We start from the raw sequence: 16,492 nt of genomic DNA on the forward strand, positions 1-16,492 counted from the left end.
GACAGCCTCGGCTGCTGTCTTTTTACCATCTCTTGCTTAGCCGCGAAACTCGGCACGACCACGGTAAACCGCTTTGGCGCCCAGTTGCTCTTCGATGCGCAGCAGCTGGTTGTACTTCGAGACGCGGTCGGAGCGGCACAGCGAGCCAGTCTTGATCTGGCCAGCAGCGGTACCCACGGCCAGGTCGGCAATGGTCGAGTCTTCGGTTTCACCGGAACGGTGCGAGATCACCGCGGTGTAGCCGGCAGCCTTGGCCATCTGGATGGCTTCCAGGGTTTCGGTCAGCGAGCCGATCTGGTTGAACTTGATCAGGATCGAGTTACCGATGCCCTTCTCGATGCCTTCCTTGAGGATCTTGGTGTTGGTCACGAACAGGTCGTCGCCGACCAGTTGGACCTTGGCACCGATCTTGTCGGTCAGGATTTTCCAGCCAGCCCAGTCGGACTCGTCCAGGCCGTCTTCGATCGAGATGATCGGGAAGCGCTCGGTCAGGCCTTTCAGGTACTCGGCGAACCCTTCGGCATCGAACGACTTGCCTTCACCGGACAGGTTGTACTTGCCGTCTTCGTAGAATTCGGAAGCCGCGCAGTCCAGGGCCAGGGTCACGTCGGTGCCCAGCTTGTAGCCGGCTTTTTCGACCGCTTCGGCGATAGCGCCCAGAGCGTCTTCGTTGGACGCCAGGTTCGGAGCGAAACCACCTTCGTCACCCACGGCGGTGTTCAGGCCACGGGCCTTCAGCACGGCCTTGAGGTGGTGGAAGATCTCGGTGCCCATGCGCAGGCCGTCGGAGAAGGTCTTGGCGCCCACTGGCTGAACCATGAACTCCTGGATGTCGACGTTGTTGTCGGCGTGCTCGCCACCGTTGATGATGTTCATCATCGGCACCGGCATCGAGTACTGGCCCGGGGTGCCGTTGAGGTTGGCGATGTGCGCGTACAGCGGCAGGTCCTGATCCTGTGCAGCGGCCTTGGCGGCAGCCAGGGACACGGCGAGGATGGCGTTGGCGCCCAGCTTGGCCTTGTTCTCGGTACCGTCCAGTTCGATCATGGCGCGGTCCAGGGCCTTCTGGTCCGAAGGATCCTTGCCCAGCAGCAGGTCACGGATCGGGCCGTTGATGTTGGCGACGGCCTTCAGCACGCCCTTGCCCAGGTAACGGCTCTTGTCGCCATCACGCAGCTCCAGCGCTTCGCGCGAGCCGGTGGAAGCACCGGACGGCGCGCAAGCGCTGCCGATGATGCCGTTGTCGAGCAGTACATCGGCTTCCACGGTGGGGTTGCCACGCGAATCGAGAACTTCACGACCTTTGATGTCGACGATTTTTGCCATTGTTGTAAGCACTCCAGAATTGACGAAAACAACGCAACTTTAGGGAATTCTTGCCTTGCACCAGGCGGGGACGCAGCAGGCAGGCCTGGCAGAAGCAACCCCTGACCGAACGGTCAGGGGTAGATCGGGGCGTACTTTACCCGAGAAATGAGCCTAGCGCGGCTTTAACCGTCGGAAAACTCATCAAACACCTGAAAAAATCAGGCCTTGTTCTTCTGCGCCAGGGCCGCCTTGACGAAGCCGCTGAACAGCGGGTGACCGTCACGCGGGGTGGAGGTGAACTCCGGGTGGAACTGGCAGGCAACGAACCATGGGTGGTCCTGGGACTCGACCACTTCAACCAGCGCGCCGTCTTCGGAACGACCGGAAACCACCAGGCCAGCGTCAACCAGCTGTGGCAGCAGGTTGTTGTTGACCTCGTAACGGTGACGGTGACGCTCGGTGATCACGTCCTTGCCGTAGCAATCATGCACTTTGGAACCGGCAGCCAGCTGGCAGTCCTGGGCGCCCAGGCGCATGGTGCCGCCCAGGTCGGAGGCTTCGGTACGGGTCTCGACGGCACCGGTGGCATCAGCCCACTCGGTGATCAGGCCGACCACGGGGTGGCCGCTGTTGCGGTCGAATTCGGTGGAGTTGGCGTCCTTCCAGCCCATCACGTTACGGGCGAATTCGATCACGGCCACCTGCATGCCCAGGCAGATGCCCAGGTACGGTACCTTGTTCTCACGGGCGTACTGCACCGCGGTGATCTTGCCTTCCACGCCGCGCAGGCCGAAACCGCCCGGTACCAGGATGGCGTCGGCGCCTTCGAGCAGGCCGGTGCCCTGGTTCTCGATGTCTTCGGAATCGATGTAGCGCAGGTTGACCTTGGTCCGGTTGGTGATGCCGGCGTGGCTCATCGCTTCGATCAGCGACTTGTACGCATCCAGCAGCTCCATGTACTTGCCGACCATGGCGATGGTGACTTCCTGCTCAGGGTTGAGCTTGGCATCGACCACCTTGTCCCACTCGGACAGGTCGGCGCTGTTGCACTGCAGGCCAAAGCGCTCGACGACGAAGTCGTCCAGGCCCTGGGCGTGCAGCACGCCTGGGATCTTGTAGATGGTGTCAACGTCTTCCAGCGAAATCACCGCACGCTCTTCGACGTTGGTGAAGAGGGCGATCTTGCGACGCGACGAGGCATCGACCGGGTGGTCGGAACGGCAGATCAGCACATCAGGCTGCAGGCCGATGGAGCGCAGCTCCTTGACCGAGTGCTGGGTCGGTTTGGTCTTGGTCTCGCCAGCCGTGGCGATGTACGGGACCAGGGTCAGGTGCATCAGCATGGCGCGCTTGGAACCCACTTCGACACGCAGCTGGCGGATCGCCTCGAGGAACGGTTGCGACTCGATATCACCCACGGTACCGCCGATTTCCACCAGGGCCACGTCGGCATCGCCGGCACCCTTGATGATGCGACGCTTGATTTCGTCGGTGATGTGCGGGATGACCTGGATGGTTGCGCCCAGGTAGTCACCACGGCGTTCTTTACGCAGCACGTGCTCGTAGATACGGCCGGTGGTGAAGTTGTTGTTCTGGGTCATGGTCGTGCGGATGAACCGCTCGTAGTGGCCCAGGTCAAGGTCGGTCTCGGCGCCATCGTGGGTGACGAACACCTCACCATGCTGGAACGGGCTCATGGTGCCCGGGTCGACGTTGATGTACGGATCCAGCTTGAGCATGGTGACCTTCAGGCCCCGCGCTTCCAGGATGGCCGCCAGGGATGCCGAGGCAATGCCTTTCCCCAATGAAGAAACAACACCGCCCGTGACGAATATGTAGCGCGTCATGAAAAACCCTAGAAGTCTGCGTTAAGGCGGCCAGCGCCGCCGGAGAAAGCGAAGGAAGGCCGAAGCCCCCGATCACCTGCGTCAATCACAGTGCATCTCGAAAAACTGCCGCGTCTGTACAGACCAGGGGGATCCCCGGCATGGAGCTCGCTCGTCATTTTCAGAATCAGCCCAGCAAAAAACTGCTTGGTAATCGGCAACTGCTGTGTTTCCGGGGAAGCCACAGAAGTTGTATCAAGAAGGGAGGGTAGTCTACCGGAATGTACCCTTCAGCTCAAACCTTGCGCGTTCGTCGGCGGCTGCCAGTGAAGCTGGCAATCGGCCTGCGCCAGCGAAGGCAGATTGGCCACCGCCAGCAGGCGCTCGCCACAATATAGCAACGGCAGTCGCGGGCGCACGAAGTGCGGGACCTGCAGCTCGTTGAGCAGGCGCTTGAGGTCGCGCCGGCCGCGGCCGGGGATGTCCAGCACCTCGCCGCCCTGGCGGTAGGCGACATGCAGGCCGCTCATCGGCCGAGTGCAGACCAGCCGCACGCTGCCGTTATCCGGCAATTCCAGGGCTGCCCCGGGCTCACGCCAGGCCACCTCCCCGGCAGGTTGTTTCAGCCAGTCGCCACTCAACCACCAGATACGCCCATGGCTACGTACCACCTGACCATCGGCAAGGCGCCAGATGGGTTGCGCATCCCCTGCCGCATCGCGCAGGTCTGCCCAGCCGGCCCAATGGCGGGTATCGGGCAAGCGGGTGCGGCGGCTTAGCCAGTATTGCAGGGCATTGCGCTGACGTGCGGGCGACAATGTGCCGAGCATGGCCAGATCGAGAGAGTCCAGCCGCGGCCAGGCAAGGGAAGCGCCCTCCCCGGCCTGCGCCAGATCAGTACGTGCCAACTCATCGAGCAGGCCAAGCGCTTCGCCCAAGTGCTCCGCAGCGCGGGCAAAGTTCTGGCTGGCCTGCGGCCAACGCTGCTGCAGCAGCGGGAACACTTCGCCACGCAGGTAATTGCGGGCAAAGGCCGTGTCGTCGTTGGAAGGGTCTTCTATCCAGTTCAGGCCGTGGGCCTGGGCGTAGTCATGCAGTTGCTTTCGGGAAACATCCAGCAATGGCCTGACCAGGCTACCCTGGCCCAGCGGCCGTTGCGTGGGCATCGCCGTCAGGCCGCGCAAGCCGGCACCGCGCAGCAGGCGCAAGAGCAACGTTTCGGCTTGGTCGTCGCGGTGCTGGGCAGCGAACAAGATGTCACCGGGGCCGAGGACACGCCTGAAGGCGGCATAACGGGCGTCGCGGGCGGCCTGTTCGAGGCTGGCGCCTGGGCTGACCTCAACGGGAATGACCTGGAGCTCGATGCCGAGCTGGTCACAGATCGACTGGCAATGGGCAGGCCACGCGTTCGCAGCGGATTGCAGGCCATGGTGGACATGCAGGGCGCGCAGCGGGGGGGCCGGGTGGTTGCGGGCGTGCCTGGCCAGCATATGCAAGAGGACGGTGGAGTCGAGGCCACCGGAGTAGCCGACGTACCAGGCGGGGGCTTGCAGCCAGGGGGTGAGGTTGATCATGAGGGCCTCACTTGGCTTGAGAAAACCGAGAACCCGCTCCCACGAGGGCCGCGGAGCGGCCCCGGGATCTACTTAGAGGCCGTAGCTCATCAGGCGCTCATAACGACGGGCCAGCAGCGCATCGTTATCGAGCTTGCCGAGCATGTCCAGCTGCTGCACCAGGTCGGCGCGGATGCTTTCGGACATCTTGACCGGGTCGCGGTGGGCGCCGCCCAGCGGCTCCTGGATGACCTTGTCGACGATGTTGAGGCTCTTCAGACGCTCAGCGGTGATGCCCATGGCTTCAGCAGCGTCGGCGGCCTTGTCGGCAGTCTTCCACAGGATCGAGGCGCAGCCTTCCGGCGAGATGACCGAGTAGGTGGAGTACTGCAGCATGTTCAGCTGGTCGCACACGCCGATGGCCAGTGCACCGCCGGAACCACCCTCGCCGATCACCGTGGCGATGATCGGGGTCTTCAGGCGTGCCATGACGCGCAGGTTCCAGGCGATGGCCTCGCTCTGGTTGCGCTCTTCGGCGTCGATGCCCGGGTAGGCACCCGGGGTGTCGATGAAGGTCAGGATCGGCATCTTGAAGCGCTCGGCCATTTCCATCAGGCGGCAGGCCTTGCGGTAGCCCTCTGGGCGCGGCATGCCGAAGTTGCGGCGTACCTTCTCGCGCACTTCGCGACCTTTCTGGTGGCCGATGACCATGACTGGCTTGCCGTCCAGACGCGCCGTACCACCGACGATCGCGGCGTCGTCGGAGAAGTGGCGGTCACCGTGCAGTTCTTCGAACTCGGTGAAGATGTGATCCAGGTAGTCCAGGGTGTATGGACGACGTGGGTGACGGGCCAGGCGGGCGATCTGCCAGCTGGTCAGGTTGCCGAAGATGCTTTCGGTCAGGGTGTTGCTCTTGTCTTGCAGACGGGCAATTTCATCGCTGATGTTCAGCGAGTTGTCGTTGCCTACCAGGCGCAGGCCTTCGATCTTGGCTTGCAGGTCGGCAATCGGCTGTTCGAAATCGAGAAAATTCGGGTTCATAGTCATCCGTCTTGGGTCTACGGCCAGGCGGCCGGCCGGTTGATCCGTTTGGCGCCCTACCTTAAGGGATCAGGCGCATATAGGTCGAGATTAAATTTCGTCGATTCAACGATATTGCAGGAAGACGTTCTCACGCCCGAACTGGTCACGCAGCGCCTGAATCAGGCCATCAGCCGGGTCGATCTTCCACTGCTCGCCGAACTGCAACATGGCCTTGGCATCGCTGCCGGTGTACTCCAGCGTGATCGGGCAAGCCCCACGATGGCGGGTGATCAGTTCGCCCAGCCACTTGAGGCGGTCGCCCTTGAGCGCTTCGTGTGCCACTTTCAGGCGCAGGCTTTCGGCCAGCTTGGTGCGTGCGTCCTCCATGGTCATCACCTGCTTCACCCGCAGGCGCAGGCCGCCGGAGAAGTCATCGTTGCTGACCTCGCCCTCGACCACCACCATGGCATCAGTCTGGAGCAAGGACTGTGCCGCCATGTAGGCGTCGGCAAACAGCGAGGCCTCGATGCGCCCGGAACGGTCATCGAGGGTGACGAAGCCCATCTTGTCGCCCTTCTTGTTCTTCATCACCCGCAACGCAATGATCATCCCGGCGATGGTCTGGGTCTCGCGCGACGGCTTGAGGTCGATGATGCGCTGGCGAGCGAAACGGCGGATCTCGGTCTCGTATTCGTCGATCGGGTGGCCGGTGAGGTACAGGCCCAGCGTGTCCTTCTCGCCCTTCAGGCGTTCCTTGAGGGTCAGTTCGCGCACCTTGCGGTGGTTGGCGTAGACATCGACATCCGCCGCGTCGAACATGCCGCCGAACAGGTCGACGTGGCCGCTGTCAGCGGTATGCGCCGCCTGCTCGGCGGCCTTGATGGCTTCGCCCAGGGCCGACAGCAGGGTCGCGCGATTGCGGTCGATATTGGCCTGATAGGCCTTGATCTCGTCATGGAAATGCGGGCCCAGGCGGTCCAGCGCACCACTGCGGATCAACGCATCGAGGGTGCGCTTGTTGACCCGCTTGAGGTCGATACGCTCGCAGAAGTCGAACAGGTCCTTGAACGGGCCACCCTGGGCACGCGCCTCGACAATGGCCTCCACCGGGCCTTCGCCGACGCCCTTGATGGCGCCCAGGCCGTAGACGATGCGCCCGTCATCGTTGACGGTGAACTTGAAGTCGGAGAAGTTCACGTCCGGCGCGTCGAGGCGCAGTTTCATGCTGCGCACTTCCTCGACCAGCACCACCACCTTGTCGGTGTTGTGCATATCCGCCGACAGTACCGCAGCCATGAACGGCGCCGGGTGGTGGGTTTTCAGCCAGGCAGTCTGGTACGACACCAGGCCATAGGCGGCGGAGTGGGATTTGTTGAAGCCGTAGCCGGCGAACTTTTCCACCAGGTCGAAGATGTTACCGGCCAGGTCCGCATCGATATTGTTGTTGGCACAACCTTCGATGAAACCACCGCGCTGCTTGGCCATCTCCTCGGGCTTCTTCTTACCCATCGCACGGCGCAGCATGTCGGCGCCGCCGAGGGTATAGCCTGCCATCACCTGGGCGATCTGCATCACCTGTTCCTGATACAGGATGATGCCGTAGGTGGGCGCCAGTACCGGCTTCAGGCCTTCGTACTGGTAGTCCGGGTGCGGGTACGCCAACTCGGCGCGGCCATGCTTGCGGTTGATGAAGTCGTCCACCATGCCCGACTGCAGCGGGCCTGGGCGGAACAGCGCCACCAGTGCGATAAGGTCTTCCAGGCAGTCGGGCTTGAGCTTCTTGATCAGCTCTTTCATGCCCCGCGATTCAAGCTGGAACACCGCCGTGGTTTCGGCCTTCTGCAACAGCTCGTAGGTCTTGCGGTCGTCCAGCGGGATGAAGTCGATGTTGAGGTCGGGCAGGTTCTTCTTGGCCTGCTCGCGGTTGATGATCTCCATGGCCCACTTGATGATGGTCAGGGTCCGCAGGCCGAGGAAGTCGAACTTCACCAGGCCGGCGGCCTCGACGTCATCCTTGTCGAACTGGGTAACCAGGCCGCCGCCCTCTTCGTCACAGGCGATCGGCGAGAAGTCGGTGAGCTTGGTCGGGGCAATGACCACGCCACCGGCATGCTTGCCGGTACCGCGCGTCACGCCCTCGAGCTTCAGGGCCATGTCCCAGATTTCACGGGCGTCTTCGTCACCCTTGAGGAAGTCGCGCAGGATCTCTTCCTGCTCGTAGGCCTTCTCCAGGGTCATGCCCACTTCGAACGGGATCATCTTCGACAGGCGGTCAGCCAGGCCATAGGACTTGCCCTGTACCCGCGCCACGTCTCGCACCACCGCCTTCGCCGCCATGGTACCGAAGGTGATGATCTGGCTGACCGCGTTACGGCCATAGGCTTCGGCCACGTAGTCGATCACCCGGTCACGGCCGTCCATGCAGAAGTCGACGTCGAAGTCGGGCATGGAAATACGTTCTGGGTTGAGGAAGCGCTCGAACAGCAGGTCGTAGGCCAGCGGGTCGAGGTCGGTGATCTTCAGCACGTAGGCCACCAGCGAGCCGGCACCCGACCCCCGGCCCGGGCCCACCGGCACACCGTTATTCTTGGCCCACTTGATGAAGTCCATCACGATCAGGAAGTAACCGGGGAAGCCCATCTGGATGATGATGTCCAGTTCGAACTTCAGGCGGTCCAGGTAGACCTGGCGCTTCTCTTCGTAATTCGGTGTGGTCTCTTTCGGCCACAGCACCGCCAGGCGCTCTTCCAGGCCTTCGTAGGAGACGTGCCGCAGGTAATCGTCGATACCCATGCCATTCGGCGTCGGGAAATCGGGCAGGAAGTATTTGCCCAGCTGCACCTGGATATTGCAGCGTTTGGCGATTTCGACGGTGTTGGCAAGGGCGTCGGGCAAGTCGCTGAACAGCTCGGCCATTTCCTCGGCCGATTTCAGGTACTGCTGGTCGCTGTAGATACGCGGCCGGCGCGGATCGTCGAGGGTCCAGCCCTCGCCGATGCAGACGCGGGTTTCGTGGGCGTCGAAGTCGGACTGCTTGATGAAGCGTACGTCGTTGGTGGCGACCAGTGGAGCGCCGAGTTGATCGGCCAGGGCCACGGCAGCGTGCACGTACTCTTCGTCGCCGGCACGATTGGTGCGCTGCACTTCGACATAGAAGCGCTCCGGGAACATGCCCATCCAGTCACGCAGCAGGGCCTCGGCTTCATCCTGGCGACCACTCATCAGGGCCATGCCGATATCGCCTTCCTTGCCGGCTGACAGGGCAATCAGCCCCTCGCTCGCGGGCGCGATCCATTCACGCTGGAGGATCACCAGGCCGTTGCGCTGGCCCTCGGTCCAGCCACGGGAGATCAATTCGGTGAGGTTGCGATAGCCCTTGGGGTCCATGGCCAGGAAGCAGATACGCGACAGCGGTGCTTCCGGGTCGTTGCCGGCCAGCCACAGGTCGGCACCGCAAATCGGCTTGATCCCGGCGCCCATGGCGGTCTTGTAGAACTTGACCAGCGAGCACATGTTGCTCTGGTCGGTGATCGCCACCGCGGGCATGTTCATCCCCGCCAGCGCCTTGGCCAGCGGCTTGATCCGCACCAGGCCGTCGACCAGCGAGAATTCGGAGTGGACGCGCAGGTGAACGAAGGGAACCGACATGGATAGTCCTGTAGCAGTGCTGAACGACAAGGGCGGGATTGTAGCGCAATTGCGAGGGGATTTTGGGGCCGCCGCGCGGCCCCGGATCGTCAGATCAACGAGTCGATGAGGCCTTCGCGGGCTTCCCAGGCGGCCCGCACCGGGCCGAACGAGCGCCGATGAATGGGCGTCGGGCCCAGGCGCTCGAGGGCTTCGAGGTGCACAGGCGTTGGATAGCCTTTATGCCCGCCAATGCCGTAACCCGGGTAGATCAGCTCGAATGCGCTCATCTCCCGGTCCCGGGTCACCTTGGCCAGGATCGATGCGGCAGCGATTGCCGGCACCTGGCTATCGCCTTTGACCACTGGCGACGCCGGTACCGCCAGCTTCGGGCAACGGTTACCGTCGATCAGTGCCAGCTTCGGCGTCACATGCAACCCTTCCACCGCTCGCTGCATGGCCAGCATGGTGGCATGGAGGATGTTCAAGCGGTCGATTTCCTCGACTTCGGCGCGGGCGATGCAGAAGCTCAAGGCTTTTTCGCAGATCTCGTCGAACAGCGCCTCGCGCTTGGCTTCGGTGAGTTTCTTCGAATCGTTCAGGCCAAGAATCGGCCGCGCCGGGTCGAGGATCACCGCCGCCGTGACCACCGCACCGCACAGCGGGCCGCGGCCAACTTCGTCGACGCCGGCGACCAGGTCTTCGACCAGGTTGAAGTCCAGTCCAATCTGCATGTCAGCGGTCCTTGAGCAGGGCCAGCACCGCGTCGGCAGCCTGGTTGGAGGCGTCGCGGCGCAGGGTGCGGTGAATCTCGTCGAAGCGTTCGGTCTGCCGGGCACCGTCGGTGACCAGCGGCGCCAGGGCCTGGGCCAGGGCTTCGCTGGTCGCGGCATCCTGCAGCAGCTCAGGCACCAGTTCACGCTGGGCCAGCAGGTTGGGCAACGACACGTAGGGGCTTTTCACCAGACGTTTGAGAATCCAGTAGGTCAACGGTGCCAGGCGGTAGGCTACAACCATCGGCCGCTTGTACAACAGCGCCTCCAGCGTGGCGGTACCCGAAGCGATCAACACCGCGTCGCAGGCAGCCAGGGCCCGGTGCGACTGGCCATCGAGCAAGGTCAACGGCAAGTCGCGCCCTTCGAGCATCTGCTCGATCTGAGCACGACGCGCTGCGTTGGCGCAAGGCAGCACGAAGCGCACGCCAGGCACCCGTTCGCGCAGGCGCTGAGCGGCGTCGAGGAACAGCGCGCCCAGGCGCCCGACCTCACCACCACGGCTGCCCGGCATCAACGCCACCACCGGCCCATCAGCCAGGCCCAGTTCGTTACGCGCAGCCTGACGGTCTGCCGTCAACGGAATGGTGTCGGCCAACGGATGGCCGACAAACCGCACCGGCACGCCCTGCTCTTCATAGAAGCGTGCTTCGAAGGGCAACAGCGTCAGCATCAGGTCGCAACCTTCGCGAATCTTCAGCACGCGCTTCTGCCGCCACGCCCAGACCGACGGGCTGACGTAATGTACGGTCTTGATCCCGGCCTGACGCAGTTTCAGTTCGATATTGAGGGTGAAATCGGGGGCATCGATGCCGATGAACACATCGGGCTTCTCGTCGATCAAGGTCTGGATCAGCACCTTGCGCCGCTTGAGCAACTCACGCAGGCGCCCCAGTACTTCGACCAGGCCCATGACCGCCAGGCGTTCCATGGGGAAGTAAGACTGAAGGCCTTCGGCCTCCATCAACGGGCCGCCCACACCGATGAAACGCACATCGGGATGGCGCGCCTTGAGGGCGCGCATCAGACCAGAACCGAGGATATCGCCGCTGGCCTCACCTGCGACCAGGGCTACGCAAAGCTGCGCCATGTCAGCGGGTGATGCCGCGGGCAGAATTCACGATCGACTGGCGGAACAGCTCGACCTGTTCGTGCTTGGCGGCCAGTTCGTCCAGCTCTTTGATCGCCTCTTCCACGGTCAGACCCTGGCGGTAGACGATCTTGTATGAACGGCGCAGGGCATGGATGACCTCGTCGCTGAAACCACGCCGGCGCATGCCTTCGAAGTTCATGCTACGGGCTTCGGCAGGGCTGCCGAACACCGTGACGAAGGCCGGCACATCCTTGCCGATCGCCGTGCCCATGCCAGAGAACGCATGGGCGCCGATGTGGCAGTACTGATGCACCAGGGTGAATCCGGACAGGATCGCCCAATCGCCCACGTGTACATGCCCGGCCAGCGCGGTATTGTTGACCAGGATGCAGTGATTGCCGATGACGCTGTCATGGCCGATATGGGCATAGGCCATGATCAGGTTGTGATCGCCCAGGGTGGTTTCCGAACGGTCCTGGACCGTACCACGATGAATGGTCACCCCCTCGCGGATCACGTTGTGATCACCGATCACCAAGCGTGTCGGCTCGCCCTTGTACTTGAGGTCAGGGGTGTCTTCACCAATCGAGGAAAACTGGTAGATACGGTTGTGCTTGCCAATCCGGGTCGGCCCTTTAAGCACGACATGGGGGCCAATGACGGTGCCCTCGCCGATTTCGACGTCGGGGCCGACGATCGACCACGGGCCAACCTCGACGCCCTCGGCCAGCTTGGCCGAGGGATCGATGATCGCCCGCGGATCAATCGAACTCATAGGGAGCGTTCCGCACAGGTGATCTCAGCCGAGCACACCGGCTTGCCGTCGACCAGGGCGCGGCATTCGAACTTCCAGATCATGCTCTTGCGGCTGAGGAACTTGGCTTCCAGTACCAGCTGGTCGCCCGGCAGCACCGGCTGACGGAAACGCAGCTTGTCGGAACCGACGAAGTAGTACAGGGTGCCATCGGCCGGCTTGGCATCGAGCATCTTGAAACCAAGGATGCCGGCCGCCTGGGCCATGGCTTCGATGATGAGGACGCCCGGCATGATCGGGTGAGCCGGGAAATGGCCATTGAAGAACGGCTCGTTGATGCTGACATTCTTGTAGGCACGAATGCTCTGGGCCTCGAAGTCCAGATCCGTCACGCGATCTACCAGCAGGAACGGGTAGCGGTGAGGCAGGTATTCGCGAATCTCGTTGATGTCCATCATTTCGGGGGGAAGCCTGTAATAAGAATAGGGAGCGCAGGTGCTGACCACACGCTCCTTTTGCAGTCCAAAGAGGAGCCAGCTAGCGACTGTTCACTCTTGCTCAGGAAATGGTATCAGCCTTCTGATGTCGGCTGGCCACCTGAGGTCACGGTATCGACACGTTTTTCCAGCTGCTGGAGCCGTTTGGCCATGTCATCGAGCTGGCGAATGCGCGCCGCGCTCTTGCGCCAGTCAGCCAGGGGCTGCATGGCCGTGCCGGATGAATAGGAACCAGGTTCGGTGATCGAGCGGGTCACCATGGTCATTCCGGAAACAAATACGTTATCGCAGATATCGATATGCCCCACCAGGCCCACACCACCCGCCAGCATGCAATGCTTGCCGATGCGCGCACTGCCGGAGATGCCAACACAGGCAGCCATGGCCGTGTGATCACCGATCTGCACGTTATGGGCGATCTGGATCTGGTTGTCGAGTTTGACCCCATCACCGATCCGGGTGTCGGACAACGCGCCTCGGTCTACGGCGGTGTTGACGCCGATCTCGACGTCATCGCCGATGGTGACCCCGCCAATCTGGGCGATCTTGCGCCAGATGCCCTTCTCGTTGGCGAAGCCGAAGCCCTCACCGCCGATCACTGCGCCCGACTGGATGACCACACGCTTGCCAATGGTCACGTCGTGGTAGAGCGTGACGCGCGGTGCCAGCCAGCCACCCTCGCCGACCACGCAACGCGCACCGATGAAGCAATGCGCCCCGATGCTGACGTTGGCGCCGATGCGCGCACCGCTTTCGATGACCGCGAACGGCCCGATACTGGCACTCGCATCCACCTGGGCATCCTCCGCCACCACGGCGCTGGGATGAATACCCGCCACAGCCTTGGGTTTGGGGTCGAACAGGTGGGAGATACGCGCATAAGCCAGGTACGGGTCAGCCACGACCAGGGCATTGCCGGCGAAGCCTTCGGCGTCCGCAGCCTTGAGCAGCACCGCGGCGGCCTGGCAGTTGTCCAGGTATTTGCGGTATTGCGGGTTGGCGAGGAAGCTCAATTGACCGGGGCCAGCCTCCTGCAAGGTAGCCAGCCCGGTAATCTGCAGCGCTTCAGGGCCTTTCAGTGTGGCCCCGAGGGCCTCGGCCAGCTGGCCGAGCGTCATGGTCACGGTCATATCAACGCGCTTGGTTCATACGCTCGATGACTTGGCGGGTGATGTCGTACTGAGGTTTGACATCGATGACCGCGCCGCGCTCGAGAACCAGGTCGTAGCCGCCTTTCTTGATCACTTCCTCGACAGCGCCGTCCAGCTTCGGCTTGAGCTGCTTGAGCATATCGCGGTCAGCAACGGCCTTGGCCTCGTTCAGTTCCTTGGACTGGAACTGGAAGTCACGGGCTTTCTGCTTGAATTCGAGCTCCAGACGCTCACGCTCCTGCTGCTGCATCTTGTCGCCACCCTTGATCAGGCGGTCCTGGATGCCCTTGGCGCTGCTTTCCAGGCTCTTCAGCTTGGTCAGTTGCGGGCCGAACTTCTTCTCGGCGTCGACCGCGTACTTCTTGGCGGCATCGGATTCGAGCAGGGCCATCTGATAGTTCAGCACGGCGACCTTCATTTCGGCGAAAGCCGGGGTGGCGACCAGCGCCGCGGCCACTACGGCCAGTTGAGCCAATTTACGCACGATGCACTCCTGGAAAAACCGTTGTCGTTAAGCAAGGGCCGACCTTAGAAGGTCTGGCCCAGAGAGAATTGGAACACCTGGGTATCGGCATCGTCCGGCTTCTTCACCGGCATTGCCAGGCTGAAGCTCAACGGGCCCAGGGCCGTGATCCAGGTGACGCCCAGGCCGACCGAACTGGCCATGCCCGAGAAGCCGACCTTCTCGCAATCCGGCTTGCTGCCGCAGTTGGTGTCGAACACGTTACCCACGTCCCAGAATACCGAGGTACGCAGGGAACGCTGGTCCTTGACGAACGGCAGCGGGAACAGCAACTCGACGCCACCTTGCACCAGCACGTTGCCACCGAATGGCAGCGGATCCTGGTCCGGGTCGGCGATGGTGCCCGGGTTCTTGCCGGTACTAGGCGTACTGCGCGGGCCCAGCGTACTGTCTTTGAAACCACGCACGGAGTTGAAGCCACCCGCGTAGTAGTTCTCATAGAACGGCAGGCCCGAGGTGCTACCGTAGCCATCACCATAGCCCAGTTCGGTATGCAGGCGCAGGGTGTAATCGTTGGTAATCGGCTTGAACAGCTGGCCGCGGTAGTCGAGCTTGTAGAACGACAGGTCGCTGCCTGGAATGGTGCTCTCGAGCGTCAGGCTCTGGGAGTGACCACGGGTCGCCAGCACACCTTTGTTCAGGGTCGACTCGGACCAGCCGATCGAGGCCTTGAAGTTGGTGAAGTTGTCACCTTCCTGCTTGAGGAAGTCGAAGATTTCGTCAACGGTGTACTTACCGGTCTTGATCTTGTCCTGCTGAACGGTCAGGCCGTAGGTCAGGCGCGAGGTTTCGCTGATCGGGTAACCGATGCTGACACCGGCACCCAGGCTGTCCACCGCATAGCTGGCCACGTCGACGTCGAGGTCGCTGTAGTCGGTGCTGCGGTAGAAGGCGTTGTAGCCCAGGCTCACGCCGTCGGCAGTGAAGTAGGGATCAACGAAGCCGAAGTTGTAGCGGGTCTGGTACTCCGAACGGGTCAGGCCGATGGACACCTTGTTACCGGTACCGAGGAAGTTGCTCTGGCTGATCGAACCACCGAGGATCAGGCCGGCGCTCTGGGCGAAACCGACGCTGGCGGTGATCGAACCGGAGGCTTGCTCTTCGACGCTGTAGTTGACGTCGACCTGGTCGTCGGTGCCTGGCACGGCCGGGGTCTCGACGTTGACTTCCTTGAAGAAGCCCAGGCGCTCAAGACGAGTCTTGGACTGGTCGATCAGGTAGGTCGAAGCCCAGCCGCCTTCCATCTGGCGCATTTCACGGCGCAGCACTTCGTCTTCGGTCTTGGTGTTGCCGCGGTAGTTGATGCGGTTGACGTAGGCACGCTTGCCCGGGTCGACCACGAACATGATGTCGACAGTGTGGTCCTGATCGTTCGGCTGCGGCACGCCGTTGACGTTGGCGAAGGTGTAGCCTTCGTTGCCCAGGCGGCGGGTGATCAGCTCGGAAGTGGTGGTCATGACCTTGCGCGAGAACACCTGGCCCGGCTGCACCAGCAGCAGCGACTTGACCTGGTCTTCCGGCACTTTCAGGTCACCCGACAGCTTCACGTCGCGAACGGTGTACTTCTCGCCTTCGTTGACGTTGACGGTGATGTAGACGTGCTTCTTGTCCGGGGTGATCGACACCTGGGTGGAGGCGATGTCCATGTTGATGTAGCCGCGGTCCAGGTAGTAGGAACGCAGGCGCTCCAGGTCACCGGAGAGCTTTTCGCGGGCGTACTTGTCGTCGTTCTTGAAGAACGACAGCCAGTTGGTGGTCTTCAGCTCGAACAGCTGCTGCAGCTCTTCATCGCTGAACACGGTGTTGCCAACGATGTTGATGTGCTGGATGGCGGCAACGGTGCCTTCGTTGATCTTGATCTTCAGCGCCACACGGTTGCGCGGCTGCGGCACGACTTCGGCGTCGACCTCGGCCGAGTAGCGGCCCTGGGCCACGTACTGGCGCTGCAGCTCGTTGCGCACGCCTTCGAGGGTGGCACGCTGGAAGATCTCGCCTTCGGCCAGGCCCGACTGCTTCAGGCCCTTCATCAGGTCTTCGGTGCTGATCGCCTTGTTGCCTTCGATCTCGATGCTCGACACCGACGGACGCTCGACCACGTTGATGATCAGGACGTTGCCATCGCGGTTCAGCTGGATGTCCTGGAAGAAGCCGGTCTTGAACAGCGAACGGGTGGAATCCACCAGGCGGCGGTCGTCAGCCTGGTCACCAACGTTGAGTGGCAAGGCGCCGAACACGCTGCCGGCGGACACCCGCTGCAGGCCGTTGACACGAATATCGGAGATAGTGAAGGACTCGGCGTGAACTTCAGCGATCATCAGTGCGGACATGACCGCAGTTAGCAGCAGACGTTTCATGAAGTCCTTT

General features: G+C 62.4%; 12 protein-coding genes. All 12 read right to left on the reverse strand.

Going from position 1 to position 16,492, the window contains the following annotated elements:
• Nucleotides 1-36 precede the first annotated feature (36 nt).
• Nucleotides 37-1,326: a phosphopyruvate hydratase gene (gene eno, locus L6D64_RS25510; RefSeq protein WP_176506548.1), complete on the reverse strand. Its 1,290-nt coding sequence runs from the start codon at nt 1,324-1,326 to the stop codon at nt 37-39.
• A 200-nt stretch (nt 1,327-1,526) separates the two neighbouring features.
• On the reverse strand, nt 1,527-3,155 hold the full coding sequence (locus L6D64_RS25515; RefSeq protein ID WP_176506549.1) for a CTP synthase: 1,629 nt from the start codon (nt 3,153-3,155) through the stop codon (nt 1,527-1,529).
• Between the two features lie 269 nt (nt 3,156-3,424).
• Nucleotides 3,425-4,708, reverse strand: coding sequence for a tRNA lysidine(34) synthetase TilS (gene tilS, locus L6D64_RS25520; RefSeq protein ID WP_176506550.1), 1,284 nt, complete (start codon nt 4,706-4,708; stop codon nt 3,425-3,427).
• A gap of 72 nt (nt 4,709-4,780) precedes the next feature.
• The gene (gene accA, locus L6D64_RS25525) at nt 4,781-5,728 is read right to left on the reverse strand and encodes an acetyl-CoA carboxylase carboxyl transferase subunit alpha (protein ID WP_054885363.1); all 948 of its coding nucleotides are present in this window, start codon (nt 5,726-5,728) and stop codon (nt 4,781-4,783) included.
• Between the two features lie 105 nt (nt 5,729-5,833).
• Nucleotides 5,834-9,358 (reverse strand): DNA polymerase III subunit alpha, encoded by a 3,525-nt coding sequence (gene dnaE, locus L6D64_RS25530; RefSeq protein WP_176506551.1) that lies wholly within the window; start codon nt 9,356-9,358, stop codon nt 5,834-5,836.
• An 89-nt stretch (nt 9,359-9,447) separates the two neighbouring features.
• Nucleotides 9,448-10,071 (reverse strand): ribonuclease HII, encoded by a 624-nt coding sequence (gene rnhB / locus L6D64_RS25535; RefSeq protein WP_176506552.1) that lies wholly within the window; start codon nt 10,069-10,071, stop codon nt 9,448-9,450.
• Between the two features lies 1 nt (nt 10,072).
• Complete coding sequence (gene lpxB, locus L6D64_RS25540; protein ID WP_176506553.1) at nt 10,073-11,200, reverse strand: lipid-A-disaccharide synthase; 1,128 nt, start codon at nt 11,198-11,200, stop codon at nt 10,073-10,075.
• Between the two features lies 1 nt (nt 11,201).
• On the reverse strand, nt 11,202-11,978 hold the full coding sequence (lpxA, locus tag L6D64_RS25545; protein ID WP_176506554.1) for an acyl-ACP--UDP-N-acetylglucosamine O-acyltransferase: 777 nt from the start codon (nt 11,976-11,978) through the stop codon (nt 11,202-11,204).
• On the reverse strand, nt 11,975-12,415 hold the full coding sequence (fabZ, locus tag L6D64_RS25550) for a 3-hydroxyacyl-ACP dehydratase FabZ (protein ID WP_003252314.1): 441 nt from the start codon (nt 12,413-12,415) through the stop codon (nt 11,975-11,977). Before fabZ ends, lpxA begins: the two co-directional genes overlap by 4 nt.
• A 113-nt stretch (nt 12,416-12,528) precedes the next feature.
• A complete protein-coding gene (gene lpxD, locus L6D64_RS25555) occupies nt 12,529-13,584 on the reverse strand; it encodes a UDP-3-O-(3-hydroxymyristoyl)glucosamine N-acyltransferase (protein WP_054885368.1) in 1,056 nt (351 codons plus the stop codon).
• Nucleotide 13,585: 1 nt separating this feature from the next.
• The gene (locus L6D64_RS25560; protein WP_003252311.1) at nt 13,586-14,089 is read right to left on the reverse strand and encodes an OmpH/Skp family outer membrane protein; all 504 of its coding nucleotides are present in this window, start codon (nt 14,087-14,089) and stop codon (nt 13,586-13,588) included.
• Between the two features lie 44 nt (nt 14,090-14,133).
• Nucleotides 14,134-16,482 carry an outer membrane protein assembly factor BamA gene (gene bamA, locus L6D64_RS25565; RefSeq protein ID WP_176506555.1) on the reverse strand — a complete coding sequence of 783 codons (2,349 nt, stop codon included), beginning with the start codon at nt 16,480-16,482 and terminating at the stop codon, nt 14,134-14,136.
• Nucleotides 16,483-16,492 lie beyond the last annotated feature (10 nt).

Source organism: Pseudomonas urethralis (assembly GCF_021602465.1).
Classification (GTDB): domain Bacteria; phylum Pseudomonadota; class Gammaproteobacteria; order Pseudomonadales; family Pseudomonadaceae; genus Aquipseudomonas; species Aquipseudomonas vlassakiae.

Coding starts and splice junctions, on each gene's coding strand:
- eno (WP_176506548.1), bottom strand. CDS start 1,326: ATGGCAAAAATCGTCGACATCAAAGGTCGTGAAGTTCTCGATTCGCGT.
- L6D64_RS25515 (WP_176506549.1), bottom strand. CDS start 3,155: ATGACGCGCTACATATTCGTCACGGGCGGTGTTGTTTCTTCATTGGGG.
- tilS (WP_176506550.1), bottom strand. CDS start 4,708: ATGATCAACCTCACCCCCTGGCTGCAAGCCCCCGCCTGGTACGTCGGC.
- accA (WP_054885363.1), bottom strand. CDS start 5,728: ATGAACCCGAATTTTCTCGATTTCGAACAGCCGATTGCCGACCTGCAA.
- dnaE (WP_176506551.1), bottom strand. CDS start 9,358: ATGTCGGTTCCCTTCGTTCACCTGCGCGTCCACTCCGAATTCTCGCTG.
- rnhB (WP_176506552.1), bottom strand. CDS start 10,071: ATGCAGATTGGACTGGACTTCAACCTGGTCGAAGACCTGGTCGCCGGC.
- lpxB (WP_176506553.1), bottom strand. CDS start 11,200: ATGGCGCAGCTTTGCGTAGCCCTGGTCGCAGGTGAGGCCAGCGGCGAT.
- lpxA (WP_176506554.1), bottom strand. CDS start 11,978: ATGAGTTCGATTGATCCGCGGGCGATCATCGATCCCTCGGCCAAGCTG.
- fabZ (WP_003252314.1), bottom strand. CDS start 12,415: ATGATGGACATCAACGAGATTCGCGAATACCTGCCTCACCGCTACCCG.
- lpxD (WP_054885368.1), bottom strand. CDS start 13,584: ATGACCGTGACCATGACGCTCGGCCAGCTGGCCGAGGCCCTCGGGGCC.
- bamA (WP_176506555.1), bottom strand. CDS start 16,482: ATGAAACGTCTGCTGCTAACTGCGGTCATGTCCGCACTGATGATCGCT.